We start from the raw sequence: 26853 nt of genomic DNA, 5'->3' as shown, positions 1-26853 counted from the left end.
TGCGGGCCATCTGGCCCGCTGACAACGTAGTTTAATTCAGTTTGATCGTCAGTTTTGTCCGCATACTCAAGGCTGGAATATTTATTTTTCCTAGCGGCCGAGGGCGATATTTTTAATAAAGAAGCGGGCTTTTTTGCCCGCTTTTTTACATCTGAATCAAAGCTTATTTCAGGCCTTCGGCCTTTAGCGTTGCATCAACCGCCGGGCGGGCGGCTACGCGGGCTAAGTAAGCATTGATTGCCGAGTAGGCGCTTAAATCAAGCTGAACGCGCGGTGCCCAGCTCAGGACGGTGAACAGATAAGCATCGGCAACGCTGAATTTAGCGCCAAGAACAAACTGGTGCTTTTCTAGCACGCTGTTCACGTGGCTAAACTGCTTATGCAATTTTTCTTTGGTCACGGTTTTATATTCTACCGGGGTTTGAGCATTAAACAGCGGGCTAAAGCCTTTGTGTAATTCGGTAGAGATATAGTTCAGCCACTCGACGGCATGATAAAACTCAGGCGTTCCGTGGGCCGGCATTAAATGTTTTTCAGGGGCGCGATTTGCCAGATACTGCACGATAGCAACGCCTTCGGTCAGGATACTTCCATCGTCAAGCTGAAGAGTTGGAACCTGACCTTTAGGGTTTACCTGTAAGAAGTCATCACCGCGTTCCGTTTTCTTGGTCGCTAAATCAACTTTTTCCAGCGAATACGTCAGGCTGGCCTCATTAAGAACGATATGAGGGGACAGGGAACAAGCGCCGGGTTTATAAAACAGTTTCATTGAGTTTCTCCGTTAGCACATAAAAGTGAAGCTTAGCGTCTGGAAGTATACTCTAACTTGTAGGATGAGAGCGCCGACAAAGCGGTTTAATTTGGTTATTACGCCCGTTTTATTCGCAAAAAATTTCCGAATATCACTCTGTTCTGGTGGTTAAAGGGCGAGGTTTTGGCGTTTAATATCAGCGACTATTTTGCTATTCGGCCTTTTCTTTGAATTCACATAAATCTTCAATCAGGCAAGATCCACAGCGTGGCTTTCGGGCTACGCAGGTATAGCGACCGTGAAGGATTAGCCAATGGTGGCAGTCGACTTTAAACTCAGCCGGTACCACCTTAAGCAATTTCTCTTCAACCTGTTCTACGTTTTTTCCCGGAGCAAAACGGGTGCGGTTACACACTCTGAATATGTGGGTATCCACCGCAATGGTTGGCCACCCGAAGGCGGTATTGAGCACCACGTTGGCCGTTTTGCGGCCAACGCCGGGAAGGGCTTCCAGCGCGGCGCGATCTTCAGGAACCTGACTACCGTGCCGTTCAACTAAAATACGGCAGGTTTTAATTACGTTCTCCGCTTTAGCGTTAAACAGCCCGATAGTTTTAATGTAGCTTTTAATCCCGTCAACGCCCAATGCCAGAATGCTCTCTGGCGTATTGGCCACCGGGTAGAGTTTGGCCGTTGCTTTGTTCACGCTAACGTCAGTCGCCTGCGCAGACAGCAAAACTGAAATCAGTAATTCAAAAGGGCTGGTGAACACCAGTTCAGTGGTGGGTTTTGGATCGTTATCACGTAAGCGCGTTAAAATTTGTATACGTTTTGCTTGATTCAAACCGGATATCCTTACTGAGTCATTTCCGTCTGTTTATCTGACGGATTCGCTATTTTTAGTTCAACGGGCTTACTTTTATATGCTTTAACCTTTTGGTCAATCACATATTTTAGCGCGAGCAGAAAGCCAAGCCCAAGAAACGCGCCGGGCGGTAACATCGCTAAGAGAAATGCGTTATCTAAATGAATCACTTCAATGCGCAATACCTTAGCCCACGCGCCTAATAGCCGTTCTGCGCCGTCAAATAGCGTGCCGTTGCCCAAAATTTCACGCATTGCCCCCAATACGAATAAAACGCTGGTGGCACCTAGCCCCATCGCCAGACCGTCGATGGCCGAAAGGGGAACCGGATTTTGTGCGGCATAGGCTTCTGCACGGCCAATAACGATACAGTTGGTGGTAATCAGAGGAATAAAGATCCCCAGTGATTGATACAGGCCGTAAGCGTAAGCATTGATCAATAGCTGAACGATGGTAACCACAGAGGCAATGATCATCACATAAATCGGTATTCTGATCTCTTGCGGAACCCACCGGCGCAGGGCAGAGACCGCCACGTTAGTACAAATCAGCACCATGGTGGTGGCTAATCCTAAGCCCAATGCATTGGTTGCCGTAGACGAGACGGCTAACAGAGGGCATAAACCCAGCAGCTGAACCAGCGCTGAGTTGTTTTTCCACAGTCCCTGATTGAGTAAATATTTTATATCGTTCATTCTCTGGCCTCGCAGCGCGGGAGTGACGTTAAATGCTCATGATTCAGCTGTAAATACAGCGCGGTTTTTTTGACCGACTTGACTACCGCTCGGGGCGTGATGGTGGCGCCGGTAAACTGGTCAAACATGCCGCCGTCCTTTTTTACGCCCCAGCGGGTATCGTTATCACCGTTAACCTGCTGGTTAGAAAAATGGGTAATCCAGTCGGATATGCGTAGCTCAATTTTATCGCCTAAGCCGGGCGTTTCATGATGCTCAAGCACGCGAGTGCCTAAGACTTCACCGTTAAAATTTGCGCCGACAATCAGCTGGATTGCGCCGGAATAGCCGTCAGGGGCGGTTGTCTCTATGGCTGCTGCCACCGGAATATTCGCTTTGCGGGCAATAAACAGCCGGTGCGGGGTATCCGTTCCTAATGCCGAGTCGGTGACAATGTAACAATCATTAACCAACTGATTATCATACAGGTCGGGGGGGATGACCTGATCGAAAATTGCCTTTTGCTGTAGATCGGCCTGATAGGCAATGGTTGATTTGGTGACCAGATAAACCGCGGAAGTTAAACCCGTAGACAGCGCGGCAAACAGCGCTAGCGTTATCCCGTGTCGTCTCATCGTATTTAGCATAATGGATCCTTAACGATGCCCGTAAGCGCGCGGTTGGGTGTAATGGTCAACTAACGGCACGGTAATGTTTGCCAGCAGTATGGCAAACGCGACGCCGTCAGGGTAGCCACCATAGCTGCGAATGAGCCAGACTAAAATAGCAACCAGTGCACCAAAGATTATCCGGCCTTTCGCCGTGGTTGATGCGGTAACCGGATCGGTAACAATAAAGAAGGCACACAGCATGGTCGCGCCCGATAGCAGGTGGATCCACGGAGCCGCATTGTTTGAAGGATCGATGAGCCAGCCTAAGGTAGAGACAACGGCTAACGTCGCTAAAAAGCTAAAAGATAGCTGCCACTGAATGATTTTTTTCCATAACAGAAACAGGCCGCCAACGAAGAAACCTACGTTGATCCATTGCCAGCCGATGCCGCCCATATTGTTATAAATCGGCTGCCCCAATACCTCGCTAATGCTGTGGCCGCTACGCAGCCCGGTCTTTAGCGTATCCAGCGGCGTTGCCTGACTGATTCCATCAACGCCCAGCATCAGTTTGAATATGTCGTCACCGTTGAGCGTTTGCCCGCTAAAAATGATGCTGAGGGTGTCGATTAGCCCAATGTGGGTGCCCTGAAGCGGCGACGGGGGAAGCCAGCTGCTCATTTGGACCGGAAACGAGATCAGTAGGATGACATAGCCGACCATCGCCGGATTAAACGGATTTTGGCCCAAACCGCCGTACAGCTGTTTAGCAATAATAATCGCGCAGAACGTACCGATAACAATCACCCACCACGGAGCCAGCGGAGGGATACTCACGCCTAAAAGCAGCGCCGTCAGTAGGGCTGAGTTGTCTGCCAGCCGCGCTTTAACCGGTAAATGCCGAAGCTTTAGCACAGCACCTTCGGCAATCAGGGCAATAGCAATAGCGAGAATGACCTGAATAATGCTTCCATAACCAAAAAAGTACCACTGCGCAGCCATTCCCGGAAGGCAGGCCAAAACGACCCACAGCATCAGGCGACCGGTAGATTGCTGGCTGTGGGCAAAGGGTGAACTGGTTATACGAAATGACATTTATTCATCACCTGGAGACGTTAGCTGTGAAGAGGTTAGCTGTGAATGTTGAACTTGGCCAGAAGGTGCAATCTGTTCTGTCGGGAGTGAATCAGCCGGTGTGGGTAATGCCTGTGACTCTTTTTTGGCTTTTGCTCTGGCAATAGCCGCGGCGACCGCCGCTTTACGATCGTCTTGGGTCGGCGCTATTTCTGATGAAGCTAGAGCCACATCAGGCGCGTTAGCCTGAGATAGTTCGCGTTTAGCTTTTGCTCTGGCAATGGCTTCGGCCACCGCCGCTTTGCGCGGATCGGTACCTTCCTGATCTTCCAGAGTACTTTGGCCTGCTGCGTTACTAGCAACCGACAGGGCTTGCTGAGATTTCTTTGCTTTAGCGCGGGCAATGGCCGCCGCTAACGCGGCTTTACGCGCATCGGTTTCTTCTGTGGTTGGCGTATCAGCGGGTTGAGAAACCACACTTTGGGCATCCAGCTTGGCCTGTCGCTGTGCTTTTCTGGCCTGACGGGCAGCAATCGCTGCGCTGTTGTCAGGAAGTGCGCTGCCGTTAATGGAGTGAATAACCGGATGTACCGATTGCGCGACGTCAACCGGCCTTTGCCGTTTGACGCGTTCAAGCGCTGACTGAATGGCCTGACTGTCTTCCGCTGTGACCTGCGTTTCAGCCTTTTTGTGGCGCTGTAGCCGGGCGGCTTTCTCTCTTTCTAAACGGGCCTGTCTGGCTTCAAAGCGGACTTTAGCCGTTTGGGCCAATTGAGCCTGTTGGTCTTGCTCTCGAATTTCCGCCTTTTCCTGACGATAGTACTGAACCAGAGGAATATTGCTGGGGCAAACGTAGGCACAGGCGCCGCATTCAATACAGTCGAACAGGTTATAATTGCGGGCCTTATCATGTTCTTTGCCGCGGCTGAACCAATATAGCTGCTGGGGTAATAGCCCGGCAGGACAGGCATCAGCGCATTGAGTACAGCGGATGCAGGGCTGTTCCGCTTCAGGCGGTGAAAGCTCACCGGCGCTTGGCGCAATAATACAGTTACTCATTTTGGTCACCGGAACGCTAAGGTCCGGTAGGGCGAAGCCCATCAGCGGGCCGCCCATAATCACCATCGGCGGCGACTGGGTTTGGTAACCAAACTGGTTTAATAGCTCCGAAACGGGCGTGCCCAGCAACGCCCAAACGTTTCCTTTATCGCCCATCGCGTTGCCGGTAAGGGTAACCACTCGCTCAAGCAGCGGTTCTCCGTCCATGATGGCGCGCTTAATCGCAAACACCGTACCGACGTTCTGCATCAGAACGCCGATATCGGAGGAGCGGCCACCGTGAGGAACTTCCAGACCGGTTAAGATCTTGGTCAACTGCTTTGCGCCGCCGGAAGGGTATTTAGTCGGGATAACGCGAAGAACAACGTGAGCAATATCGCTTGCATTTTCGTGACGTTGTAACGAATCCCTGATTGCCTGAACGGCTTCTGGCTTATTGTCTTCGATGCCAATAACGATCGTTTCGGGCCGTAAAATATGGCCAAGAATATTACAGCCGATCAGCAGTTCGTCGGCGTATTCCTGCATCAGCCGGTCGTCAGCGGTGATATAAGGCTCGCATTCAGCACCGTTGATAATCAGCGTTTTTACCCGATTCAGGGCACCGTCAATTTTACTGGCGGTAGGGAAAACGGCACCGCCCAGGCCAGCAATGCCCGCCTGATGAATATGGGCGATAAGCTGCTCCGGCGAGTGGGCCCGGTAGTCGGTCAGGCGGTCGCGCTCACACCATTGCTCTAACCCGTCGGGCTCAAGGCGAACGCAGCGTTCTGGCAGGGCAGATGGATGGGTGCTTGGGTAATAATCAATGGCGCTTATGGTGCCGGAGGTTGAGGCATGAACCGGTAACATACGGTTTTTGCCTTCCGTCAGCGGCTGGCCTTTTAATACGCGATCGCCAACCTGAACCAGAAGTTCGCCTTCTGGCCCTAAGTGCTGCTGGAGCGGAATTTGTAAATACGCGGGCAAAGCGGCCCGCTTAAGGGGAATCAGGCGAGTTTGATCCTTCATCTCGGGAGGATGAATACCGCCGTCAAAATCCCAAATCTGGTTTTTCTTAAACCGGGAAAACAGATCAAACATGTGGATTTGTCTCAATAACCTGTATCGGGATTGCCTGTAAATCCCATTTCCAGTTGGCCGTAGTTTGCAAAACCGGTCGCATTTCTATGCATTCTGTAGGACAGGGTGCCACACAAAGATCGCAGCCCGTGCAAAGGTCGGCGATCACCGTATGCATTGCCCGGGTCGAACCCACAATGGCGTCAACGGGACAGGCCTGAATGCATTTAGTACAGCCAATACAGTTGCTTTCGTCAATGAAGGCCACTTTACGCACCGGATTGGTTTCCATCGTGGCAAGATCCAAAGGCTGAGGCTCAATGCCCAGCGCGTCAGCCAGTTTTAGCATGACCGCTTCGCCGCCGGGGGCACATTTATTAATCATTTCACCGTTGTTAGCCACGGCTTCGGCATAGGGACGACAGCCCGGATAGCCACACTGGCCACACTGGCTTTGTGGCAACAGGCTCTCTACCGTATCAACAATCGGATCGGCATCTACCTGAAAGCGTCGGGCGGCAAAGCCTAAAATAGCGCCGCAGACTAATGCTAATAGCGTCAGAACGATGACGCTGGACCACAAAGAGAACATTAAAATCTTACCAATCCGGTGAAACCCATAAATGCGAGTGACATAAGGCCTGCTGTAATCAATGCGATAGATGAGCCTCTAAAAGGGGCTGGTATATCCGCCGAGGCTAAACGTTCACGAATAGCGGCAAACAGCACCATCACGAATGAAAAACCGACGGCGGCACTAAAACCGTACACCGTTGATTGCATAAAGTTGTGCGACTGGTTGACGTTGAGTAGCGCAACGCCTAATACCGCGCAGTTGGTGGTGATTAGCGGTAAGAATATCCCCAGCAGCCGGTAAAGAACCGGGCTGGTTTTGCGCACCACTAGCTCCGTGAACTGAACCACCACGGCAATAACAAATATAAACGCCAGCGTTCGCAAGTAGCTCAACCCCAGCGGCTCTAAAATATAGTTTTCTACTAACCACGCGCAAATCGACGCCAGCGTCAGCACGAAGGTTGTTGCTAATCCCATTCCGATAGCGGTTTCAAGCTTTTTAGATACGCCCATAAACGGGCATAGACCTAAAAATTTAACCAATACGAAGTTATTAACAAAAACGGTGCCGACAAAAAGTAGCAAATAATCGCTCATCTTGATGCCTAAAAGAAAAGAAGCCGCCATATTATCAATAATTGGCGGCTGAACCACAACACTACAAGTGTAAGGATATTGTGTTTTACCCCTATCGGGGTAGGTTAATGCCTGAAAAAACGGCCTAACTCAGACCAATAATAGCACCGTGCTCATCAATATCGATATTGCGGTAGGCCGGTAAGGTACCTAAGCCGGGCATTGTCATGATACTTCCGGCATAGGCACGAATAAAACCGGCTCCGGCAGAAACTTTAAAGGATGAAATCGTGACGCTGAAATTTTCAGGTACGTTTTTCAATGCCGGATCGGCGCTGATAGACAGCGGCGTTTTAGCAATACACAAGGGTAAATGGCCGAAACCAAGCTGTTCAAGCTGCGTTAACTGCGCAGCAGCCTGCGGCGTGATGATGGTTTCATTGGCACCATAGGTATTGACAATCGCTTCGATTTTGTCGGTGAGTGACAGTTCGTTGGGGTACAGCAGGGTAACCTGATGCTGATTCTGGCAAGCTTGAGCGACGGTTTTCGCCAGCGCCGCCGTCCCTTCACCGCCGTTGGCGAAAGCGTCGCTGATTTCTACGCCGTCAGCACCGCACGAAAGCGCAAACTGATGCAAATAGTCCAGCTCTTCCTGCGTATCGGTCGGGAAGCGATTGATGGCGATCACTACCGGTAAGCCGTAGCGTTTCGCGTTGGTAATATGCCAGCCAAGATTCTTGCAGCCAAGGGCCAGCAGCTCAACGTTACTGTCGGCAATTTCATCGGGCAGCGGTTGGCCCGGCTTAATATTAAATTTACCGCTGTTAGCCTTAAGGCTACGCAGTGTGGCAACTAGCACCACGCAAGAAGGGCTAATGCCGGACTGGCGGTATTTAATATTGAAGAATTTTTCCATTCCCATATCGGAACCAAATCCGGCTTCGGTGACCACATAGTCAGCCTGTTGCAACGCAATGCGATCGGCAATTACCGACGAGTTGCCGTGGGCAATATTGGCAAAAGGACCAGCATGGATCAGAACCGGCGTATTTTCGCTGGTTTGCATGATCGTTGGCTGAATGGCATCTTTCATTAATACCGTCATCGCACCGGCGACTTCCAACTGTTCTGCGGTAATCGGATTTCCATGAATATCATGGGCCAGAATGATGCGGCCAATACGCTGGCGCATATCTTTCAGGCTTTCAGCCAGCGCCAGTATTGCCATTAACTCCGACGCTGCGGTGATATCGTAACCGTCGGTGCGTTCTACGCCGTTAACGCCGCCGCTTACGCCGATGGTAATGTGGCGTAATGCACGATCGTTATGGTCAACCACGCGTTTCCACAAAATATGGTTCGGGTCGATGTCTAAGCGGAAAAGGCCGGTATGCTCGGTAAATTGATGGCCTAACCGCTGTTCGTGATACAGGCGGGCATCTAGCGCTGTGGCGGCCAAATTGTGCGCTGCCGTAATCGCGTGAATGTCTCCGGTGAGGTGGAGATTGAGCTTTTCCATCGGCAAGACTTGCGCTTTACCGCCGCCGGCCGCGCCGCCTTTCACGCCGAACACCGGGCCAAGGCTGGGCTGGCGAATACAGGCGATACAGGATTCACCGATAAAGTTTAGCCCTTGGCTTAGCCCAATGGTGGTGACCGTCTTACCTTCACCCAGAGGCGTAGGCGTAATGCTGGATACCAGAATTAGCTTGCCTCTGGGGGCGTTAGGATTTATCAGCGAGAGATCGATTTTAGCCATGCTAGAACCGTAGGGGATCAAATATTGTTGTGCTATGCCGTAACGTTGAGCAACTTCATTAATAGGTTTTAAATGAATAGAGGTCATCTCTTTACACGATCCTATGTATTAAAATCAAAATACGCGCGTGGCGTGGCGAAAGCAGGGGGTAAATTATGTCATAACTTGAGGGGAAATGGGGGATAACGATCGCTTTATTTCGCCTTAATTGATATAAAATTTAGACAAATCAACTACTCATTTTTATAGATTGGCCATCCCGTTTGTCTGTAAAATATTCGGCTTACCGCTAATTTGAGTAAAAACAGATTATTTCCCCTGATTAAGGACTGTTTTTCATGTCGTGGCTGAAGCTTTTACGTATTGATCCCTTTTTATTAATTCTGATTTCGGTGGTGATACTCGCCTCCGTCTTTCCCTGTGAGGGGGAGGTGAAAGTCGCGTTTGGCTATATCACCAAAGCAGCCATTGCGCTGCTGTTTTTCATGCACGGAGCCAAGCTGTCTCGCGAAAATTTGTATCAAGGGCTGGGGAACTGGCGGCTACACGGGGTGGTTTTTGCCAGCACGTTTGTTCTGTTTCCAATATTAGGCTGTTGCCTGTACGTGTTGGTACCCAGCGTGTTAACGCCGGGCATGTATCTCGGTTTTCTCTATTTGTGCGCGCTGCCGGCCACGGTACAGTCCGCCATTGCGTACACCTCCATGGCGGGAGGAAACGTTGCGGCGGCGATTTGTAGCGCCTCGGCATCCAGCATTTTGGGCGTGTTTCTTTCACCGATTCTGGTTGGGCTATTAATGCATACTCAGGAAGGCAGCACCGATACGGTCGATGCCATCATGGCTATTATCATGCAGCTTATGGTGCCTTTTATTATCGGTCATTTATGCCGCCCGCTGATTGGCCAATGGGTTGAGAAGCATAAAAAATTGATTAGTAAGACTGACAGAACGTCGATTTTGTTGGTGGTGTACACCGCGTTTAGCGAGGCGGTTATTGAAGGCATCTGGAATCAGGTCAACGGTTGGTCGCTGCTGATTATTATTGGCCTTTCTCTTCTCTTATTGACGGTTGTTCTGATCGTCAATACCGGGGTGGCGCGTTTAATGGGCTTTAGCACACCGGATGAGATAACCATTGTGTTTTGTGGTTCGAAAAAGAGTTTGGCAAACGGTATTCCCATGGCTAACGTACTGTTTCCTGCGGCGTCCGTCGGGATGATGGTTCTACCGTTGATGATTTTTCATCAGGTTCAGCTTATGGTTTGTGCCTTCTTGGCTCAGCGCTACGCAAGACGGATAACGTAGATGCGTGACGGTGAACGGGTATTCAAGTCAGGCGCGGAGAGAAAGGGCGTATGAAAATGATACAATCGATAAGAACTTGATTATTTATTTGATGTCGTAGAAGATGCCCAGCGTTGTATCAATTGGCCTGAGTATGTTAGCCATTAACCTGTTCGTTCCTCCGATTGATCAATGACATATATTATTTGTTAATTGCAGTCGTAGCAGCCAGAGAATAAAAACGTAAATGTCAAAATTTCAGCCTCCAAAGTTCAATTACTCATTCTTTTTGCCTAAATATTGGCTTACATGGTTTGGGCTAGGCTCACTTTATTTATTGGTTCAGCTACCGTACCCAGTGATTTATTTTCTTGGGACCCGGCTGGGTCGTTTCTCGATGCGCTTTTTAAAGCGCCGGCTGCATATTGCCCGACGTAACTTAGAACTTTGCTTTCCTGATATGCCCGAGCTTGAACGAGAAAAGCTGATCGTTCAGAATTTTGAATCCGTAGGCATGGGGCTGTTTGAAACCGGTATGGCGTGGTTCTGGTCAGATAAGCGGATTAAGAAGTGGTGTAAGGTTGACGATCTAGACATCATGGCGCGTATTAGAGCCGATGGAAAAGGGGTGCTGTTGGTTGGCATTCATTTTTTGACTCTCGAATTGGGGGGGCGTATTTATGGAATGTATAACCCCGGCGTTGGCGTTTATCGCGCCCATAACAATAAGCTGATGGACTGGATTCAGGTTTGGGGCCGCAGTCGTTCAAATAAATACTTTATCGATCGTCACGATATGAAAGGGATGATCCGTGAGCTGCGAAAAGGCGAAATATTGTGGTATGCGCCTGACCACGACTACGGTCCGCGTAATAGCGTTTTTGCGCCGTTTTTTGCCGTACCAGAAGCGGCTACAACCATTGGTACCAGTATTTTGATGCGCATGGCTAATCCGGTTATTTTACCGTTTACGCCTAAACGTAATCCGGACGGCAGTGGATATACCGTGATGACAACCGAACCACCGACCGGTTTTCCCACGGACGATCCCATCGCGGCGGCGGTTTTTATGAATAAAATAGTTGAGAAAGAGATCCTCAAAGCCCCCGCGCTGTATATGTGGCTTCATCGCCGCTTTAAAACACGACCGAATGATGAAATATCTCTTTATTAATCAAATTATAAGCAGTTGTAATCTAGATAGCATTTTGTTTACCCAAAAGGGTGATAAAACGCTTGCGTTATGTAGTCCATTATGAGTAAATGTGAATCGGCCTGTGCTACAGACCTATTTATGTACGACATTTGAGTAAAGCAGTTCCCTCTTAAAAGCCGTTATCTTTTGATTCCGCTTATTAGACGAACATCTTCTTAGTGCCTCCATAAGTAATGACTCTGAAAATCTGGCCTTAATGCCTATACCCTATGATGTATGGCAGGTTAACTAATTTAAAGGTAAGTAAAGATGTCCAAGAAAACCGGCAAAGTTAAATGGTTCAATGAAAGCAAAGGTTTTGGTTTTATTGAGCAAGATGATGGTGGCAAAGACGTATTCGTACATTTCTCTGCTATCGCTAGCGAAGGTTTCAAAACCTTAGCTGAAGGCCAAAAAGTAGAATACACCATTCAAGACAGCCCACGCGGTCCAGCAGCTGCAAACGTTGTTGCTATCTAAGTTAGCATTAACGTTTATAGAGGCTAGCAAAAGTTAATTTTGCCCTCTAGTGACAAGGACCCGCATCACTGATGCGGGTTTTTTTGTAGTGTATGACAGACAAATTTACAACACCTGGCACAGAATGTGCGGATGTCCTTAAAATTCATAGTAAAAGGATAAATTACATAAATATATTAAGAGGTAATAAACATGACCCTAAGAATGGGACAAGTAAAATGGTTTGATCAAGGCCAAGGCTTTGGTTGGATTTCACCAATCGATGGTAGCTCCGATGTGTTCGTTAATCGCAGCTCTATTGCAACATCAACTAAATCATTGACTGAAGGGCAGAATGTGGAGTTTTCTACATTTAAAAGCTCAAGAGGTCTATCTGCATCAGACGTAATTGCGTTTTAGTTCTATTATCAACTACTGAGTGAAGGAAAGAGAGTCGTTAAGGTTTTTGCATCAAATAACGTGTTATCGTCACAACTAACACGCCTCCCAATTAATTGCTGCTTTAATGTTATACTTTCCTTCATCAAAATTTCTAAGCTGACTCTTCGATACCCTGTCGTATCGAATATGCTCATCAGGGTTTCCTCTCATGCGATATCAATGTCCACTTTGTCATCAATCATTACAACTGGGCAGTCAGGCATGGCGATGCAGTAACAATCATCAGTTCGATCGGGCAAAAGAGGGTTACGTTAACCTTATGCCGGTTCAGCATAAAAAATCTAAAAATCCCGGCGATAACCAAATGATGATGCAGGCTCGTCGTCAGTTCCTCAATGCGGGTTACTATCAGCCTCTGCGTGATGCGGTTACCGCCATACTGGATAAACAGTTACCGGAACGCCAGAATGGACTATCGCTACTGGATATAGGCTGTGGTGAAGGGTATTACACCGGTTTTTTGGCTGAGTCACTCAATAAAAATAGGCAGTTGACCGTTTACGGTCTGGATATCTCTAAAGGTGCGATCCGTTCTGCTGCAAAACGCTATTCCGTTGCTAATTTCTGCGTGGCTTCCAGCTACCGTTTGCCGTTTGGCGACAATTCCGTCGATGCAATCTTGCGTATTTATGCCCCGTGCGAAGCGTCAGAACTTCAGCGGGTGGTTAGTGATAATCATGGGATTATTGTTACCGTTACGCCTGCGCCACATCACCTGTTTCAGCTGAAAGAGCTTATCTATCAGACGGCCCAGCCGCACGATGAGGTTATTGAGGCAATTGAAGGGTTTGAGCTGGTCGAAGAGCAACGGTTGAGCTATCCAATGAGCCTATCCGGCACTCAGGCGGTTAATTTACTGCAGATGACGCCTTTTGCCTGGAAAGCATCAGAAAAGCTGATTGCTGATCTGGCGGCTGAGTCAGATTTCCATTGCGAAACGGATTTTTTTATCCGCATATACAAGAAGTAATCACATCGCTATTGATACGGAAAAGCCGGGTATATCCCGGCTTTTTGCTGTGTGAATGACGGAGAAGACTAGTCGCAATGAATAAACTTAATGGCCAACCCGCCGCGAGACGTTTCGCGATATTTTGAGTTCATGTCTTTTCCGGTTTCAAACATGGTTTCGATAACCTTATCTAAAGACACGCGAGGCTCACTGGTACGGCGCAATGCCATGCGCGATGAATTAATTGCCTTAACGGATGCGATAGCGTTACGTTCGATACAGGGAACCTGAACCTGACCGGCAACCGGATCGCAGGTCAGCCCCAAATTGTGTTCCATGCCAATTTCAGCCGCGTCGCACACCTGCTGCGGGCTACCGCCAAGTAGTTCCGTTAAGCCTGCGGCCGCCATCGAGCAGGCAACGCCAACTTCACCCTGACAGCCCACCTCGGCACCCGAGATTGACGCGTTCATTTTATACAGTGCGCCAATAACGCCTGACGTCATAAAGTAGCGGATATAAGATTCAGGGCTCACCGGTTGAATAAAATGATCATAGTAGGCAAGAACGGCCGGGATGATGCCACAGGCACCGTTGGTTGGCGCCGTTACTACGCGGCCACCGGCAGCATTTTCTTCATTGACGGCCAGAGCAAACATATTAACCCAATCAATCACGTTCATTGGGTCGTTTGACAGCTTGTCCGAAGATACTAACATTCGGCGTAACGGCGCGGCACGACGGGGAACCTGAAGCGGGCCGGGTAAAATACCTTCGGTATTGATGCCACGATCGATACAGTCACGCATGGTTTGCCAAACGGCGGCGAAGTAGTTTTCAATATCCTTTTTGCTATGCATCGCCAGTTCGTTTTGCATCACCAGACCGGATAATGAAAGCCCGTTGCTTTTACAGTGCTCTAATAAATCAGCCGCTGATTTAAACGGAAAGGGTACGGTGACTTCGTTTACCGATTCTTTACCAAAATTCTCTTCATCAACGATAAAGCCGCCGCCGATTGAATAATACGTTTTAGTATAAATAATTTTTTCACCGGCAAAGGCGGTAATCGTCATGCCGTTTTCGTGCAGAGGAAGGTTATTGTTATGGAAAACCATTCCGCTGTCATGAGGGAAGTCCACTTCATGTTTGCCATTTGCTAAAGGCAGGCGCTGACGTTCTTCAACGCTACGTATAAACCCGTGAATAGCGTCAATTTCAACGGTGGCCGGTAGGTTTCCTGCCAGCCCCATAATGATAGCAATATCCGTGTGGTGGCCTTTACCGGTTAAGGATAACGAACCATAAACGTCTACGGCAATGCGGGTAACGAACGACAGTAACTCTTTATGACAGAGATCGTCGACAAACTCTTTGCCGGCTTTCATTGGGCCAACGGTATGTGAACTCGATGGGCCAATACCAATCTTGAACATGTCGAAAACGCTAATCACATACAACTCCTCAGTGGCGAAAACTTTTTAATTTGTGCACGGCTGGCCTATGACTGCCATCCATAGAAAATCGTGACTTGCTAAGATAATCCCGTTTTGAGTAAGTTCATTAAATCATTAGTCAATTGAGCTATATGATTTTCATTGACTGAAGTTTCATCTTGCAACATTGGCTAATTGTAGTCTTTTTCTATGGTGCGAGGCTAATAATATAGTGTATTTGTGCTATCAATAATGGTTTTCTTGTAGCGTAAAGAGCAAGATAGTTAAAAACGTGAGAATAATCACTCTCGACGCCTTATATTTCAGCAGAGGAAGCTGTGTAGATCTGCCTTGCAAGCCGGTAAAGAATAGAGGCTGTCAGCCCCCAGATTGGGTAACCGGCATAAAACATAAAGTAGATACGATGAGGCTGGCCTCGGCGAGTGATGTCCATAGAAAAGTAGTTTTTGCTATTCAGGACATAACGCAGCGGTATTTCAAACATCATTTCAACTTCATCCTGATTAGCTTTAAACATGATGTTTGATGGTAGAAGACCGACAACGGGGGTTACCTGAAAACCGCTGATGCTGTCGAGCGCCGGTAGTTGGCCAAGAATAGACGCGACCTCAGGATTAAGGTTAATTTCTTCATAGGCTTCTCTCAGGGCGGTTTCTTCCGGCGAGCTATCGCTGAGGTCTGCGGCTCCGCCAGGAAAAGCGATCTGTCCCGGATGTTGGCGTAGATGGGAAGCGCGACGAGTCAGAAGCAACGTGGGTTCCCGATGGCAAATAATGGGAATCAAGACTGCCGCTTTGCGTGATTGTTGAAGTAACGGCGTTGGCAGCGGAAGCTGCAATTGGAAACGTTGGATAAACTGGCCGATCGCATCGTTCATGGAAAACCATCGAAAAATAGACATAATAGAACAGTATATCGTGTGTCACGGATGAGTGAATACATCTGCACTACTATTCGGTTATACTATCAAAGAACCCTACAGGAATTATCTGTTAGCGTTGCGTTGTACCAAACGCGCCAGCTCGTTACCCCCTTATCGTTAAAAGCAGGTTTATATATGACTCTCGGCACACCATCACTGCGTCACGAAGAGCAACAAGAAGCGGTAGAACGCATTCATAAACTGATGTCTGAAGGAATGAGTAGCGGAGAAGCTATCGCGTTAGTGGCGCAAGATATTCGGGCAAATCACACCGGAGAGAGAGTGGCATTAATGTTTGACGACGACGACGAATAACGGTTTTTTTATTTAGCAGACCGATCGTCAATAACTGGCCATAAAAATTAACCATCAATAGTTAGTCATCAATAAAGGGGACCAAATTTATCCAGATAGGTAAGATACAATCGAGTATCAAATTCTAGCTGGTGGTAGTTTGGTTCCATGTGGCAACATAAATTATAGAATGTCTTATTATGATCTTTCTCTTTTAAATGAGCCAGTTCATGGACAACAATCATCCGCAATAATGGTTCCGCTGATAATTTGAATACGTTTGCTATTCTGATTTCTGCTTTAGCTTTTAATTTCCCGCCTTGAATTCGAGATATGGCAGTATGGGTTCCTAACGCATGCTTAATTACTTGAATTTTATTATCGTAACAAACTTTGCTTACTTGCTGAGCATTTTTCATTGATTCATTTTTTAACCCACTAGCAAATTGATATAACATTTTGTCGGTAGTATAACCGTGGGGAACGGGGTATCGGCTTAATAATAATTTGCCCAACGTTTCTTGCTTAATCAGCGTAGCCACCTGCTGGCGTATGCTTTCTGGGTAACCGGCGAGATAATTTAATGAGTCCACAGTCTTTTTATCCTAAACGGTTGACAGCTGAAAATGCAGCGCTGGTTATTTTATCATCCAATAGTGCGCATTGCATTTTACATTGGGATGAGAGGGCGAAATAATGGAATTCAAGTCTCATCTAAGCGTGTTAATTATATGAAAATCCAATAATAAAAATAATTTTTTATTTACCAAACGGTTTTGTTTAAAATAAAAATATATAAAATATGTGCACCCGATCTAATTTTTTATTTCCCCAAGTAAAACACCTTGCCATCGCTTATCGAATATGCGGTAATGTTTTTGGCCTGTTAAACAGGGCTACTTTGAGTAAGTCATTTTGATTAAAATAGTTCCTTGGTCAGACGTTATCTACAGATCACATCTTATCGGATCTTTTCTTAGTGCCTGCATAAGTAACCACTGAAATACTACCGGCCTTCTGTGCCTTATGGCGGGTTAAACATCCAAGTAGGAATTTTTGTAATGTCTAAAAAAACTGGTCACGTTAAGTGGTTCAACGAAAGTAAAGGTTTTGGTTTCATCACCCCAACTGACGGTAGCAAAGATGTATTCGTACATTTCTCTGCAATCGCAAGTAATGGCTTCAAAACTCTGGCTGAAGGCCAACATGTTGAATTTTCAATTCAAGATAGCCCACGTGGTCCATCAGCAGCAGAAGTCGTTGCGTTGTAATTGATTTAAAATTACTTAAAGCGTTAACGCTGTTGTCAAAAACCCGCATTCGCGGGTTTTTTTTCACCTTCATCATTGGCCTGAAACTGACTGGAAGACTATTTTTATCGAGAGACTTGCTACTCTATTTCTTGCTCAATGCCTTAGTGGCTTTCTTTAACACCATCTTGATTCTAGCTACCTCTTTAGCCGACAGCTCAACGCTATCGGGCTGAGATGGTTTAGCCTTTACCGGAGAATGTGTGAAGCTGTCTTCGAGCCGTTTAATGATCTCTGCATTCATTGAATGATTATTTTTTTCTGCCTGAACTTTCAGTTTGGTTTTAAGCTCTGCCGGGATCCGTACGCTGAGAGAGGTGATAGTCATAAATAGATTTCCTGTATGGCAAGATCAATAAATGAACCCAATGGTTGTTATAACGCCTTTACCCATCGGGATAAAGAATAATTAACCATGGACCACCGGAAATGATAAAAATAATGCGCTTTGGCCGACGGTAACGTTAACCGACGGTAACAAAGCGCAGTGATTCTAAATAATTAGGCGAGAGACGGAGCCGGGCGGGCAATAATGCTGCGGGTTTCCATACGGACTTCGGCAATCGTAACGTCAAGCGAATCACCCTGACGATAGATAACCTCACCGTTAATCATAATGGTGCCGGTTTCAGAACTACATACCAGCTCATCGCGTACCGCATGGATAAACGGTGCCGGAATAAACGCAACGGCACCGTTTTCGAGCAGCTTGATCCGCATTCCCCCTCGGGAAACGTCCATAATCTCTGCATGATAACGAGTATCGGTACCGGCTTTGTCCTGCAAGAAACGGGCATATAGCCAGTCACCAACGTCACGTTCAGCCATTCGGTTGAAGCGGCGGCGATCGGCAAGCGGTTGCAGTATGCTTTCATCCGGCGGAGAGGATGGTTGCCCGTGAATTAACGCTTTTAATAACCGGTGATTGACAATATCACCGTATTTACGGATTGGAGAGGTCCAAGTGGCATAAGCTTCTAGCCCCAAACCAAAGTGAGGCGCTGGCTTTGCGCTTATTTCCACGTAAGTCTGGTATTTACGCACTCGGCTGTCTAAATAGGAGGTTGGCTGAGCGTCAAGGAAACGACGCAGCTGGCAGAAGCCCTCAAGCGTTAGAATATGTTCTGCGCTAAATTCAGCTCCGTTGGTTTGTAATACGGTAATAGCCTGTTCGACTAGCGTTGGTTCAAAACCGGCATGGGCGTTAAATATGCCATAGCCTAAGCGTTCAGTTAACACGGTAGCCGCACAGACATTGGCGGTGATCATGGCTTCTTCAACGATGCGGTTGGCTATCCGACGATGCTCGGTAACGATCTCAAGAACTTCGCCTTTTTCACCCAGAATAAACCGATAATCAGGGCGATCTTTAAACACCAGAGCGTGCTGAGTACGCCATTCAATACGGCGCAAGGCTACCTGATGCAAGCGCCTGATTTGCTCTGCAGTATCTTCATTTTCTGGCTGCCATTGGCTGGAATTATCTTCCAGCCAGTTGGACAGTTTTTCATAGTCCAGCTTAGACTGAGACATCATCCAGGCGCTGAAAAATTCAATATCCGAGCCTATTGTGCCATCATTGGCAATAGTGACCTGACAAACCAGCGCTGGTCTGCGCTGATGGGGATGCAAAGAACATAAATTTTCAGACAGTTCCCGCGGTAGCATCGGGATATTAAATCCGGGTAAATAGTTGGTGAATGCCCGTTTTAACGCAATCCGATCGAGTTCGCTGCCGGCGGTAACGTATGCAGTAGGGTCGGCGATGGCGATGCTCAGCCTTAACCCGTCGTTGTCTAGCTTTTCTACAAATAGTGCGTCATCCATATCTTGCGTTGACTCACTATCAATAGTGACGAAGTGCAGTGATGTCAAATCGCGGCGGGTGATTCCTTCATCGTGAAGCTCAGTGGGTATCCACTCCGGGGCTTCACGCTCTAACTGATGGCGTGACAACGTCACCCACCACGGCGCTAAATGGTCATCACCAAAGGTAATAAACTGCGTTACCTTGGCCTGAAAACCATTATTACCGTTAAGCGGATGGCCGCTCATTTCCGCTACCGCCCAGTCGCCTTGGGCGAATTCATGAGCCAGCCCCGCAACGGGTTTGCAAGGATAGGCATCTTTTAACAGCGGATGGTCGGGGGTAATAAACAGGCGTTCGCCTTTCTTTTGTATCCGGCCAATAAAGCGGGTTAGAAACGGTTCGATCAGCGTTTCAGGCTCAACTAATTCACGATCTTTCTCGGTATGTACGCTGGCGGTAATTTTGTCACCGTGCATCACTTTCTTCATGGCTGGCGGCGGTATGAAATAGCTTTTCTGGCTATCTATCTCTAGAAAACCAAAGCCTTTTTCAGTTGCTTTGACGACGCCTTCAACTCGGGGAGTTGTAGCATGGAGTTGCTGTTTTAGCTGAGCGAGCAGCGGATTGTCTTGAAACATAGATTCCGGACGTCATGAATTAATGAGTAGATTTATGAGGGACTGTTTTACACAAAACCACACTCTGGGGCAAGTGCAGCGTGCATTTTGGGGTGATAAATATCGACAAAATGGTTAACAAAAATACAATAGCACGGGAATATTAAGCTCTGGCTCACATAGTTGCGTTTTATGCGTGACATCGATCGGCCTATATTCCTAATATAATGATTCTATTTCATCACTCACATCAGGTGCCGAACAATGCTCAATGTAAATGAATATTTTGCAGGAAAAGTAAAATCAATTGGCTTTGAAAATGGAAGTATTGGCCGTTCAAGCATCGGCGTTATGGCGGCGGGAGAATACAACTTTAGTACCGCACAGCCTGAAGAGATGAAGGTCATTAGCGGTGCCCTGAAAGTACTGTTACCGGGGGCAACGGAGTGGACCGTATTTGGCGTGGGAGAAACGTTTCAGGTTCCGGGGAAAAGCGAGTTCAGCGTGCAGGTTTGTGAGTGTTCGGCCTATTTGTGCCGCTATTTGTAGTGTATAGCTTAGCGTTTATCTAGCCCAAAAAATTAGGCCTGCGAAGTAGCTTCGCAGGCCTAATGTCATTCTAGCCGGTATTCAGGCTTAGTCTTTCAGTTCTAACTCGTTCATTGCAGCAATGCTAAAGCCACCGTCAACGTGTAACACTTCACCGGTCACGCCCGAAGAAAGGTCGGAACACAGGAAGGCCGCTGAGTTACCCACGTCTTCAATAGTTACCGTACGGCGAATTGGCGTAACGGCTTCACAGTGAGACAACATCTTTTTAAAGTCTTTAATTCCTGATGCGGCTAACGTGCGGATAGGACCGGCAGAGATTGCGTTAACGCGAACGCCTTCTGGCCCCATGGCGTTAGCCATATAGCGAACGTTGGCTTCTAAAGACGCTTTGGCTAATCCCATTACGTTGTAGTTAGGAATAGCGCGCTCTGCGCCTAAATAAGACAGCGTTAATAGCGCTGAGTTAGGATTTAACATGCTGCGACAGGCTTTGGCTAAAGCAACAAAGCTGTAAGAGCTGATGTCATGAGCGATATTAAAACCTTCGCGGGTTACGGCGTTGACATAGTCACCGTCTAACTGGTCGCCTGGGGCAAAACCAATTGAGTGAACAAAGCCGTCGAACTTAGGCCATACTTTTGCCAGCTCTGTAAACAGGTCAGTCATGCTTGAGTCTTCAGCAACGTCGCAAGGTAATACGATTGTTGAGCCTAATTCTTCAGCGAAACCTTCTACGCGAGATTTCAGTCTTTCATTCTGATACGTTAAAGCCAGTTCGGCTCCTTCGCGTTTCATCGCCTGAGCGATGCCGAAGGCAATAGAACGATTGCTGGCTACGCCAGTAACCAGAATGCGCTTACCGGTTAGAAAACCCATAGCTATTAATCCTTGTAGTAAATAGAGCGACCACCGGAGGAGCTCCGAAATGGTTGTCGTTAAAAAAACGGAGCGATTCTATCATGCATCAACAAAATATGGTGAACCTTGTCGTGCTGCTCCGATCTGTGATAATCAATAAGCTAATCAAACGGCCCATTAGCCTACGTTTTATTGGCCAATTATTGCGCCATTAAATATCGGTAATATCTTTGCGCCAGTGGTCAGCGGTGAGCGCCTCGGTAAAGTGGCTGGCGATCATCCGGCGGGTAATATCGTGCAGCGGAGAAGCGATGACTTCCGCAGTATTACCGCGTTCAACCACTTCGCCAGCGTGCATAACCAGTAACTGGTCGCTGATGTGCTTGATCATGCCCAAATGCTGACTAACGTAGATATAGGATATACCGTGCTTTTCTTGTAATTCCATCATTAAGTTCACTAACTGTGAGCGCATGGACATATCCAGCGAAGCTAATGCTTCATCGGCAACAATAATTTTTGGCTGAAGTATCAATGCCCGCGCCAGCGCAACGCGTTGTTTCTGCCCGGATGCCAGCATTTGTGGGTAGTAATAGGCATGATCGGGTAATAAGCCGACCTGACGCAGGGTGAGGTTAATCCGTTTTTCCCGCGCGGAGGCTTCTAAATCGGTATTCAGTTTTAAGGGTATATCTAACAGCTGACCAATACGCTGGCGAGGGTTAAACGAGGTGTTCGGATCCTGAAAGATCATTCGAATATGTTGGCTGCGATAGCCATAATCGCCAAACTCTAGCTTATGGTCATCAATGGTGATATCACCGGAGGTTGGCTTTATCATGCCGGAAATCATTTTTGCCAGCGTTGATTTTCCTGAACCGTTCTCGCCAATAATTGCCAAGGTCTGGCGTTCACGCAGAATAAAGCTGAGCGGTTTTACCGCTTCCAGTTCATGAGGGCGGAACAGGCCGGTCCGGTAGCGGAAGGTCTTGGATAAATTGCGCACTTCGAGCAACGTGGTACCCATTATGACGGATCCTCCATATTCAGAGGAAAGTGGCAGGCAAACTTGTGGCCTTTAATATCGCGCAGGCGTGGAGTTTCAATACATTTCTTTTGCGCATACGGGCAGCGAGGCCCTAACCGACAGCCAATTGGCAAATGTTCCAGCGACGGGATCACGCCCGACAGCGTATTAAGCCTGCTTTTATGGGGTAAGGTCAGGCCAAAATCCGGCATGGCTCGGATCAGCGCCTGCGTATACGGATGATTAGGCGCATTCAGCAAGTCATCACATTCAGCGCTCTCTACCGTTTGCCCGCAGTACATCACGTTAATCCGGTTGGCCCATTTGCTCATCACCTGAAGGTCGTGGCTAATCAGCAAAATCGTGGTGTTGTTGTTTTGGTTCATCCGGGCTAACAGGCGAAATATTTGAGCCTGAGTCGTCGGTTCCATCGCATTGGTTGGTTCATCTGCGATCAATAGCTTGGGTTGATTAGCCAGCGCGATAGCGATCATCACTTTCTGGCACTCGCCCTCGGTGATTTCGTAAGGATAGCTGCCCATAATATCTTTATGGTCTTTTATTCCTACGCGGTGCAGTAGCTCAATGGCCCGATGCTTACGCCAGTTAAATCGCTGCCACCACCGGCCTTTATAGGTCCACGCGGGAACGGCCTGAATAATCTGTTGGCCAATTTTCTCTGACGGATCCAGACAGGACTGCGGTTCCTGAAATATCATGGAAATATTGTGGTCAACCAGCTTGCGCCGTTGGCGGGGAGTCAGTTTAAGTACGTCGATATCATTGAAGCGGAAGCGGTCTGCCGTAATGCGCCAGTTATCTTTGCTGATGCCGCATATCGCTTTGGCTATCAGGCTTTTACCTGAACCGGATTCGCCGACCAGCCCGCGAATTTCCCCTTCGATGAGAGTTAGGCTTACGCGATCGACCGCCTTTACCGGGCCTTCTGCGGTCATAAATTCGATGGTGAGGTTACGAATGTCTAGTAGTGGCATTATTCATCACCCGTAGAAATTGCACGGTACAGACCGTCACCGAGCAGGTTAACCAGCAGCACGCTAATCAAAATGGCACCACCGGGCAACATCACGCTCCATGGCGCAACGTAAACCAGCTCCAGAGAGTCACCCATCATCGCGCCCCATTCAGGCGATGGCAGCTGCGCGCCCAAATTGAGGAAACCCAGCGCGGCAATATCCATAATCGCCATGGACAGCGAGCGGGTGAATTCGCCTACCAGTACTGGCGCAATATTGGGAAGTAATCCGCCCCACAAAATATAGCCGGTGGTCGCGCCATCCAACCGGGCGGCAATCACATACTCTTTTTCCAGTTCCTCATGAACCGTAAGGTAGATGGTATGTACCATCCGGGGCAGCAGGGCAAGCCAAACGGCAAACATTGCGTGTTCCAGCCGTGGCCCCATAAATGCCACCACCACAATCGCAATTAACAGCGATGGAATCGACAGCAGGGTGTCCAGAATATGGTTAAGAGTGGCTGAAAGCAGGCCGCGGGTTACGCCAGCGATAACGCCCAGTATGGTTCCGCACAGCGCGGCGGCCAGCGTGACTAATAGCGCGGAGCCAAAGGTCGGTGCGGCACCGTTAAGCAGGCGGCTTAATATATCCCGCCCCAGATCGTCGGTTCCCAGAAAGAATGAAACATCGCCGTGGCGCGACCATGATGGGGGTAATAGCTGATAGCCCATAAACTGTTGGTCAAGCAGGTAGGGAGCGATCGTACCGCCAACGATGGTTAGCGCGATCAGCGCCAAAAAGCCATAAAGCCCGACCGTTGCTAAGATATCCTTGTGGAGCCGCTGCCAAATAAAGCTCAGCGGACTTAGCGTTTTTTTCTCGCGGTATACGTTATCGGAAAGCATACCATTCCTTCTTTTTGAGTGGATTGGTCATGGCGCTGAAAATATCGGCCAGCAAACTGACGGTAATCGCCAGCGTTCCCATAATCATGATACCGGCGGAAATAACGGCAAAGTCCTGCTGGCGAATGGCAATAATTAACCAGCGCCCCAGCCCCGGCAGGTTAAACACCGACTCGGTAATCATGGCGAGTGCCAGCATGGTTGAGAACTGTAAGCTTAGCTTAGGCAGCATAATCGGTAACGCATTATGCAGCACGTGACGGCGAATAATGGTAATGCGCGACAGCCCACGGGTTGCTGCCGCTTTAATGTAGTTCTGCCCGTTAATTTGAATCACGCTCTGGCGCATTAAACGAATTACTTCAGTGCAGGGCGCTACCGCCAGCGTAATCACCGGTAATATCAGGTGGAGTAATACGCTGATGATAATCTCATCCCGATAGGGAGATTCAGACAGCCAGGCATCAATCAGGGAAAATCCGGTCACCGGATTAATCTGATATAACAGGTCATAGCGGCCAGAAACCGGAAGCCAGCCAAGGTTGAGCGAAAAGAATAGCGTCAACAGCAGGGCTAACCAAAAGATCGGAATAGAAAAGCCAAATAGCGCGACGGAGGTAATAATATTATCCGGCCACTTATGTTTACACACACCGGCAATCAGGCCTAGTGGAATGCCTAAGCCTAACGCCAGAATAAACGCGAGCATGCACAGTTCGATGGTGGACGGAAATACCACTTTGAGCTGATATCCAATCGATTGGCCATTGATGACCGACGTCCCGAAGTCGCCGTCAAGCAGGCTGTTGAGATAAAACGAGTAAGCGTCCAACAGATGGGCGCCGCTTAATGGCGCATTCGGCGTGTAATAAGAGACGCTAAAGCTGACTAAAGTCAATATGCCGAGCGTCACTAACGCTAATAGACAACGACGAAGAATATGGATAATCATTTCTGCTCCGCCTCTGCTTTTTCCCGGTAAACGCCGGCAAACGACGCGTTACCCAATGGCCCCAGCACCAACCCCTTGATGTCATAACGATAAGCCTGAATCCGAAGCGATGACGCCAGCGGGAGTACCGGTAATTCATGCGCCAGAATTTTTTGGGCCTGCCGATAGGTTTCGATTCGCACTGACAAATCCTGAGACATAACGCCTTGAGACAGCAACCGATCGAATTCAGGGTTACACCAGCGGGCGTAGTTACTCTGAGAGCCGATCGCCGCACAGCTTAGCAGCGGGCGAAAAAAGCTATCGGGATCGTTACTGTCCGTGGTCCAGCCGCTAAGGGTTAGGTCATGGTCATCATCGCCAAGCCGGGCCTCTTGAAAACGGCCTTCAATCGGAACAATGGTAACTTTGACATTAATTCTGGCCAGATCGGCCTGAATCAGCTCGGCCATTTTGAGCGGGCTTGGGTTATAGGCCTGAGAAGCGGTCGGAACCCAAAGGTGTAACCGCAAATCTTTAATTCCCACTTCTTGCAATAACTGCCGGGCCTTTTCTATATTATATTCGGTAATCTGTGAGTCATTATCATAGGCCCATGAGGTTCTCGGCAATATCGATGAGGCAGTTTCTGCGGTACCGTAATAGATTGATTGCATCAGGCGAGGGTTGTTGATAGACAACGCAATCGCCTGACGTACACGAAGATCGTTTAGCGGCGGCTTTTCGGTATTAAACGCCAGATAGGCGATGTTCATGCCGGTACGCAGTGAGATCCGAAGCCGTGGATCGTCACGCAATATTGAGAGCTGGCTGGCGGCCGGATAGGCCAGAACGTCACACTCGCCGGTTAATAGCTTCGACAGCCGACCGGTACCACCCGCGCCTAAATCGATCACCACCTGCTGCATTTTTGGTAAACCGCGCCAGTAAAGCGGATTGCGCTGGAGACGGACAAACTGCCCGGGGCGATACTCATTGAGCAGAAAAGGGCCGGAGCCAACCGGCTGGCGATCAATCAGTTCCTGCGTGCCGACTCTGGTCAGATTATTCGCATATTCAGCGGACAGCACCGGCGCATAGTGGGTGGCTAAATGCCATAGAAAAGAGGCATCGGGCTTCGTCAGCTGAATTTCTACCGTATAGCTATCCAGCTTCTTGATGCTTTGTACGGTGTCGGAAAACTGCATACTGTCGAAATAAGGGTAATGGCCGCCGTTAACCGAATGGTAGGGCGCTTCCTGATTGAAAATCCGGCTAAAGCTAAACACCACATCATCGGCGTTCAGGGTTCGGGTTGGCGTAAACCATTCGGTGGTCTGGAAAGGCACATTTTTGCGTAAATAAAAGCGATAGGTTGCACCGTTGTTCAGGGTTTCCCAACGTTCGGCCAACTCGGGGACTAAACGGTAGGTATACGGATCGACGTCCAGCAGGCGATCGTAAAGCTGAGCGGCAATGGTATCGACTAAAATCCCGCCGTTGGCGATTTGTGGGTTAAAGCTGTCAACGACGCCGTTAACGCAATAGACAAAGCCACTCTGGCGGATGTCCGGTAACGGCGTTTTTACCGGCCCGATAGGCGATGATACCCCTGACGGAGACGTTGTTGGCGCTGCCGCATTTTCCGGGGCCGCTGAGGCCCATGCCGGAGCGATAAATCCGGCACACAGCAGCACACATAGTTTTAAGCCACGCATCATATAAAGGGTTCTTAGCTATCGGATAGAACAGGGCGATGATTATACAGGAGTATAGCCATCATCCCAATCCTTAGCGTTGCTTAAGCAAGGATTACTGAATAAGTT

The 26853-nt window shown here is 48.4% G+C and carries 28 protein-coding genes; 8 read left to right on the top strand and 20 right to left on the bottom strand.

Features of this window, described 5'->3' with window-relative positions:
* Positions 1-163: 163 nt before the first annotated feature.
* From gstA to GVI43_RS08380, 9 genes are all read right to left on the bottom strand, one after another.
* Entirely contained in the window at positions 164-769 is a 606-nt protein-coding gene (gene gstA / locus GVI43_RS08420; protein ID WP_159566415.1) for a glutathione transferase GstA, read from the bottom strand.
* 193 nt (positions 770-962) lie between these two features.
* Positions 963-1595 (bottom strand): endonuclease III, encoded by a 633-nt coding sequence (gene nth / locus GVI43_RS08415; protein WP_159566414.1) that lies wholly within the window; start codon positions 1593-1595, stop codon positions 963-965.
* 11 nt (positions 1596-1606) lie between these two features.
* Entirely contained in the window at positions 1607-2311 is a 705-nt protein-coding gene (locus GVI43_RS08410) for an electron transport complex subunit E (RefSeq protein ID WP_159566413.1), read from the bottom strand.
* Positions 2308-2937, bottom strand: a complete 630-nt coding sequence (gene rsxG, locus GVI43_RS08405) for an electron transport complex subunit RsxG (RefSeq protein WP_159566412.1) — start codon at positions 2935-2937, stop codon at positions 2308-2310. The genes GVI43_RS08410 and rsxG overlap by 4 nt, the downstream gene beginning before the upstream one ends.
* A 9-nt stretch (positions 2938-2946) precedes the next feature.
* The gene (rsxD, locus tag GVI43_RS08400; RefSeq protein WP_159566411.1) at positions 2947-3996 is read right to left on the bottom strand and encodes an electron transport complex subunit RsxD; all 1050 of its coding nucleotides are present in this window, start codon (positions 3994-3996) and stop codon (positions 2947-2949) included.
* Complete coding sequence (rsxC, locus tag GVI43_RS08395; protein ID WP_159566410.1) at positions 3997-6117, bottom strand: electron transport complex subunit RsxC; 2121 nt, start codon at positions 6115-6117, stop codon at positions 3997-3999.
* Positions 6110-6688, bottom strand: a complete 579-nt coding sequence (rsxB, locus tag GVI43_RS08390) for an electron transport complex subunit RsxB (RefSeq protein WP_159566409.1) — start codon at positions 6686-6688, stop codon at positions 6110-6112. Before rsxB ends, rsxC begins: the two co-directional genes overlap by 8 nt.
* The gene (gene rsxA / locus GVI43_RS08385) at positions 6688-7269 is read right to left on the bottom strand and encodes an electron transport complex subunit RsxA (RefSeq protein ID WP_159566408.1); all 582 of its coding nucleotides are present in this window, start codon (positions 7267-7269) and stop codon (positions 6688-6690) included. The genes rsxB and rsxA overlap by 1 nt, the downstream gene beginning before the upstream one ends.
* A gap of 124 nt (positions 7270-7393) precedes the next feature.
* On the bottom strand, positions 7394-9097 hold the full coding sequence (locus GVI43_RS08380) for a formate--tetrahydrofolate ligase (RefSeq protein WP_159566407.1): 1704 nt from the start codon (positions 9095-9097) through the stop codon (positions 7394-7396).
* 251 nt (positions 9098-9348) lie between these two features.
* Between GVI43_RS08380 and GVI43_RS08375 the strand changes: the two genes are divergently transcribed.
* The 5 genes from GVI43_RS08375 (at position 9349) to rlmA (ending at position 13382) form a co-directional block, all read left to right on the top strand.
* Positions 9349-10317: a bile acid:sodium symporter family protein gene (locus GVI43_RS08375; protein ID WP_159566406.1), complete on the top strand. Its 969-nt coding sequence runs from the start codon at positions 9349-9351 to the stop codon at positions 10315-10317.
* Positions 10318-10543: 226 nt separating this feature from the next.
* Positions 10544-11470 carry a Kdo(2)-lipid IV(A) acyltransferase gene (locus GVI43_RS08370; protein WP_159566405.1) on the top strand — a complete coding sequence of 309 codons (927 nt, stop codon included), beginning with the start codon at positions 10544-10546 and terminating at the stop codon, positions 11468-11470.
* A 291-nt stretch (positions 11471-11761) separates the two neighbouring features.
* The gene (cspE, locus tag GVI43_RS08365) at positions 11762-11971 is read left to right on the top strand and encodes a transcription antiterminator/RNA stability regulator CspE (protein ID WP_029092928.1); all 210 of its coding nucleotides are present in this window, start codon (positions 11762-11764) and stop codon (positions 11969-11971) included.
* Positions 11972-12163: 192 nt separating this feature from the next.
* Positions 12164-12370, top strand: a complete 207-nt coding sequence (locus GVI43_RS08360; protein ID WP_159566404.1) for a cold-shock protein — start codon at positions 12164-12166, stop codon at positions 12368-12370.
* A gap of 190 nt (positions 12371-12560) precedes the next feature.
* Positions 12561-13382, top strand: coding sequence for a 23S rRNA (guanine(745)-N(1))-methyltransferase (rlmA, locus tag GVI43_RS08355; protein ID WP_159566403.1), 822 nt, complete (start codon positions 12561-12563; stop codon positions 13380-13382).
* A gap of 68 nt (positions 13383-13450) precedes the next feature.
* On the opposite strand, the gene GVI43_RS08350 is transcribed toward rlmA, so the two are convergent.
* Together GVI43_RS08350 and GVI43_RS08345 are read right to left on the bottom strand one after the other, a co-directional pair.
* On the bottom strand, positions 13451-14818 hold the full coding sequence (locus GVI43_RS08350; RefSeq protein WP_159566402.1) for an L-serine ammonia-lyase: 1368 nt from the start codon (positions 14816-14818) through the stop codon (positions 13451-13453).
* Positions 14819-15116: 298 nt separating this feature from the next.
* Positions 15117-15722, bottom strand: coding sequence for a CoA pyrophosphatase (locus GVI43_RS08345; protein ID WP_159566401.1), 606 nt, complete (start codon positions 15720-15722; stop codon positions 15117-15119).
* Positions 15723-15878: 156 nt separating this feature from the next.
* On the opposite strand from GVI43_RS08345, the gene GVI43_RS08340 reads away from it, so the two are divergent.
* A complete protein-coding gene (locus GVI43_RS08340; RefSeq protein WP_159566400.1) occupies positions 15879-16058 on the top strand; it encodes a YoaH family protein in 180 nt (59 codons plus the stop codon).
* Positions 16059-16126: 68 nt separating this feature from the next.
* Here GVI43_RS08340 and GVI43_RS08335 read toward each other — a convergent pair whose 3' ends face one another.
* A complete protein-coding gene (locus GVI43_RS08335) occupies positions 16127-16630 on the bottom strand; it encodes a M48 metallopeptidase family protein (protein ID WP_159566399.1) in 504 nt (167 codons plus the stop codon).
* Positions 16631-17098: 468 nt separating this feature from the next.
* On the opposite strand from GVI43_RS08335, the gene cspE (GVI43_RS08330) reads away from it, so the two are divergent.
* Positions 17099-17308, top strand: coding sequence for a transcription antiterminator/RNA stability regulator CspE (gene cspE, locus GVI43_RS08330; RefSeq protein ID WP_029092920.1), 210 nt, complete (start codon positions 17099-17101; stop codon positions 17306-17308).
* Positions 17309-17432: 124 nt separating this feature from the next.
* Here cspE (GVI43_RS08330) and GVI43_RS08325 read toward each other — a convergent pair whose 3' ends face one another.
* On the bottom strand, positions 17433-17675 hold the full coding sequence (locus tag GVI43_RS08325) for an Arc family DNA-binding protein (RefSeq protein ID WP_159566398.1): 243 nt from the start codon (positions 17673-17675) through the stop codon (positions 17433-17435).
* 173 nt (positions 17676-17848) lie between these two features.
* Positions 17849-19795 carry an exoribonuclease II gene (locus GVI43_RS08320; RefSeq protein WP_159566397.1) on the bottom strand — a complete coding sequence of 649 codons (1947 nt, stop codon included), beginning with the start codon at positions 19793-19795 and terminating at the stop codon, positions 17849-17851.
* Positions 19796-20038: 243 nt separating this feature from the next.
* Here GVI43_RS08320 and ppnP point away from each other — a divergent pair, with 243 nt between their 5' ends.
* Entirely contained in the window at positions 20039-20323 is a 285-nt protein-coding gene (gene ppnP / locus GVI43_RS08315) for a pyrimidine/purine nucleoside phosphorylase (RefSeq protein WP_159566396.1), read from the top strand.
* An 87-nt stretch (positions 20324-20410) separates the two neighbouring features.
* Here the strand turns inward: ppnP and fabI are convergent, their stop codons facing one another.
* From fabI to sapA, 6 genes are all read right to left on the bottom strand, one after another.
* Positions 20411-21202, bottom strand: coding sequence for an enoyl-ACP reductase FabI (gene fabI / locus GVI43_RS08310; RefSeq protein ID WP_159566395.1), 792 nt, complete (start codon positions 21200-21202; stop codon positions 20411-20413).
* Between the two features lie 193 nt (positions 21203-21395).
* Positions 21396-22211 carry a putrescine export ABC transporter ATP-binding protein SapF gene (gene sapF, locus GVI43_RS08305; RefSeq protein ID WP_159566394.1) on the bottom strand — a complete coding sequence of 272 codons (816 nt, stop codon included), beginning with the start codon at positions 22209-22211 and terminating at the stop codon, positions 21396-21398.
* Positions 22211-23206, bottom strand: coding sequence for a putrescine export ABC transporter ATP-binding protein SapD (sapD, locus tag GVI43_RS08300; protein WP_159566393.1), 996 nt, complete (start codon positions 23204-23206; stop codon positions 22211-22213). Before sapD ends, sapF begins: the two co-directional genes overlap by 1 nt.
* Positions 23206-24096, bottom strand: a complete 891-nt coding sequence (gene sapC / locus GVI43_RS08295; protein WP_159566392.1) for a putrescine export ABC transporter permease SapC — start codon at positions 24094-24096, stop codon at positions 23206-23208. The genes sapD and sapC overlap by 1 nt, the downstream gene beginning before the upstream one ends.
* Complete coding sequence (sapB, locus tag GVI43_RS08290; RefSeq protein WP_159566391.1) at positions 24083-25048, bottom strand: putrescine export ABC transporter permease SapB; 966 nt, start codon at positions 25046-25048, stop codon at positions 24083-24085. The genes sapC and sapB overlap by 14 nt, the downstream gene beginning before the upstream one ends.
* Positions 25045-26745, bottom strand: coding sequence for an ABC transporter substrate-binding protein SapA (gene sapA, locus GVI43_RS08285; RefSeq protein WP_159566458.1), 1701 nt, complete (start codon positions 26743-26745; stop codon positions 25045-25047). The genes sapB and sapA overlap by 4 nt, the downstream gene beginning before the upstream one ends.
* Positions 26746-26853 lie beyond the last annotated feature (108 nt).

The sequence above is a fragment of the Budvicia diplopodorum genome (assembly GCF_009800925.1).
GTDB classification, from domain to species: domain Bacteria; phylum Pseudomonadota; class Gammaproteobacteria; order Enterobacterales; family Enterobacteriaceae; genus Budvicia; species Budvicia diplopodorum.
This window is presented reverse-complemented; position numbering and strand designations above follow the sequence as displayed.

Bases quoted from the DNA above. Each gene is read 5' to 3' on its own strand.
- gstA (WP_159566415.1), bottom strand. From the start codon at position 769: ATGAAACTGTTTTATAAACCCGGCGCTTGTTCCCTGTCCCCTCATATC.
- GVI43_RS08410 (WP_159566413.1), bottom strand. From the start codon at position 2,311: ATGAACGATATAAAATATTTACTCAATCAGGGACTGTGGAAAAACAAC.
- rsxG (WP_159566412.1), bottom strand. From the start codon at position 2,937: ATGCTAAATACGATGAGACGACACGGGATAACGCTAGCGCTGTTTGCC.
- rsxD (WP_159566411.1), bottom strand. From the start codon at position 3,996: ATGTCATTTCGTATAACCAGTTCACCCTTTGCCCACAGCCAGCAATCT.
- rsxC (WP_159566410.1), bottom strand. From the start codon at position 6,117: ATGTTTGATCTGTTTTCCCGGTTTAAGAAAAACCAGATTTGGGATTTT.
- rsxB (WP_159566409.1), bottom strand. From the start codon at position 6,688: ATGTTCTCTTTGTGGTCCAGCGTCATCGTTCTGACGCTATTAGCATTA.
- rsxA (WP_159566408.1), bottom strand. From the start codon at position 7,269: ATGAGCGATTATTTGCTACTTTTTGTCGGCACCGTTTTTGTTAATAAC.
- GVI43_RS08380 (WP_159566407.1), bottom strand. From the start codon at position 9,097: ATGACCTCTATTCATTTAAAACCTATTAATGAAGTTGCTCAACGTTAC.
- GVI43_RS08375 (WP_159566406.1), top strand. From the start codon at position 9,349: ATGTCGTGGCTGAAGCTTTTACGTATTGATCCCTTTTTATTAATTCTG.
- GVI43_RS08370 (WP_159566405.1), top strand. From the start codon at position 10,544: ATGTCAAAATTTCAGCCTCCAAAGTTCAATTACTCATTCTTTTTGCCT.
- cspE (WP_029092928.1), top strand. From the start codon at position 11,762: ATGTCCAAGAAAACCGGCAAAGTTAAATGGTTCAATGAAAGCAAAGGT.
- GVI43_RS08360 (WP_159566404.1), top strand. From the start codon at position 12,164: ATGACCCTAAGAATGGGACAAGTAAAATGGTTTGATCAAGGCCAAGGC.
- rlmA (WP_159566403.1), top strand. From the start codon at position 12,561: ATGCGATATCAATGTCCACTTTGTCATCAATCATTACAACTGGGCAGT.
- GVI43_RS08345 (WP_159566401.1), bottom strand. From the start codon at position 15,722: ATGTCTATTTTTCGATGGTTTTCCATGAACGATGCGATCGGCCAGTTT.
- GVI43_RS08340 (WP_159566400.1), top strand. From the start codon at position 15,879: ATGACTCTCGGCACACCATCACTGCGTCACGAAGAGCAACAAGAAGCG.
- cspE (WP_029092920.1), top strand. From the start codon at position 17,099: ATGTCTAAAAAAACTGGTCACGTTAAGTGGTTCAACGAAAGTAAAGGT.
- GVI43_RS08325 (WP_159566398.1), bottom strand. From the start codon at position 17,675: ATGACTATCACCTCTCTCAGCGTACGGATCCCGGCAGAGCTTAAAACC.
- GVI43_RS08320 (WP_159566397.1), bottom strand. From the start codon at position 19,795: ATGTTTCAAGACAATCCGCTGCTCGCTCAGCTAAAACAGCAACTCCAT.
- ppnP (WP_159566396.1), top strand. From the start codon at position 20,039: ATGCTCAATGTAAATGAATATTTTGCAGGAAAAGTAAAATCAATTGGC.
- fabI (WP_159566395.1), bottom strand. From the start codon at position 21,202: ATGGGTTTTCTAACCGGTAAGCGCATTCTGGTTACTGGCGTAGCCAGC.
- sapF (WP_159566394.1), bottom strand. From the start codon at position 22,211: ATGGGTACCACGTTGCTCGAAGTGCGCAATTTATCCAAGACCTTCCGC.
- sapD (WP_159566393.1), bottom strand. From the start codon at position 23,206: ATGCCACTACTAGACATTCGTAACCTCACCATCGAATTTATGACCGCA.
- sapC (WP_159566392.1), bottom strand. From the start codon at position 24,096: ATGCTTTCCGATAACGTATACCGCGAGAAAAAAACGCTAAGTCCGCTG.
- sapB (WP_159566391.1), bottom strand. From the start codon at position 25,048: ATGATTATCCATATTCTTCGTCGTTGTCTATTAGCGTTAGTGACGCTC.
- sapA (WP_159566458.1), bottom strand. From the start codon at position 26,745: ATGCGTGGCTTAAAACTATGTGTGCTGCTGTGTGCCGGATTTATCGCT.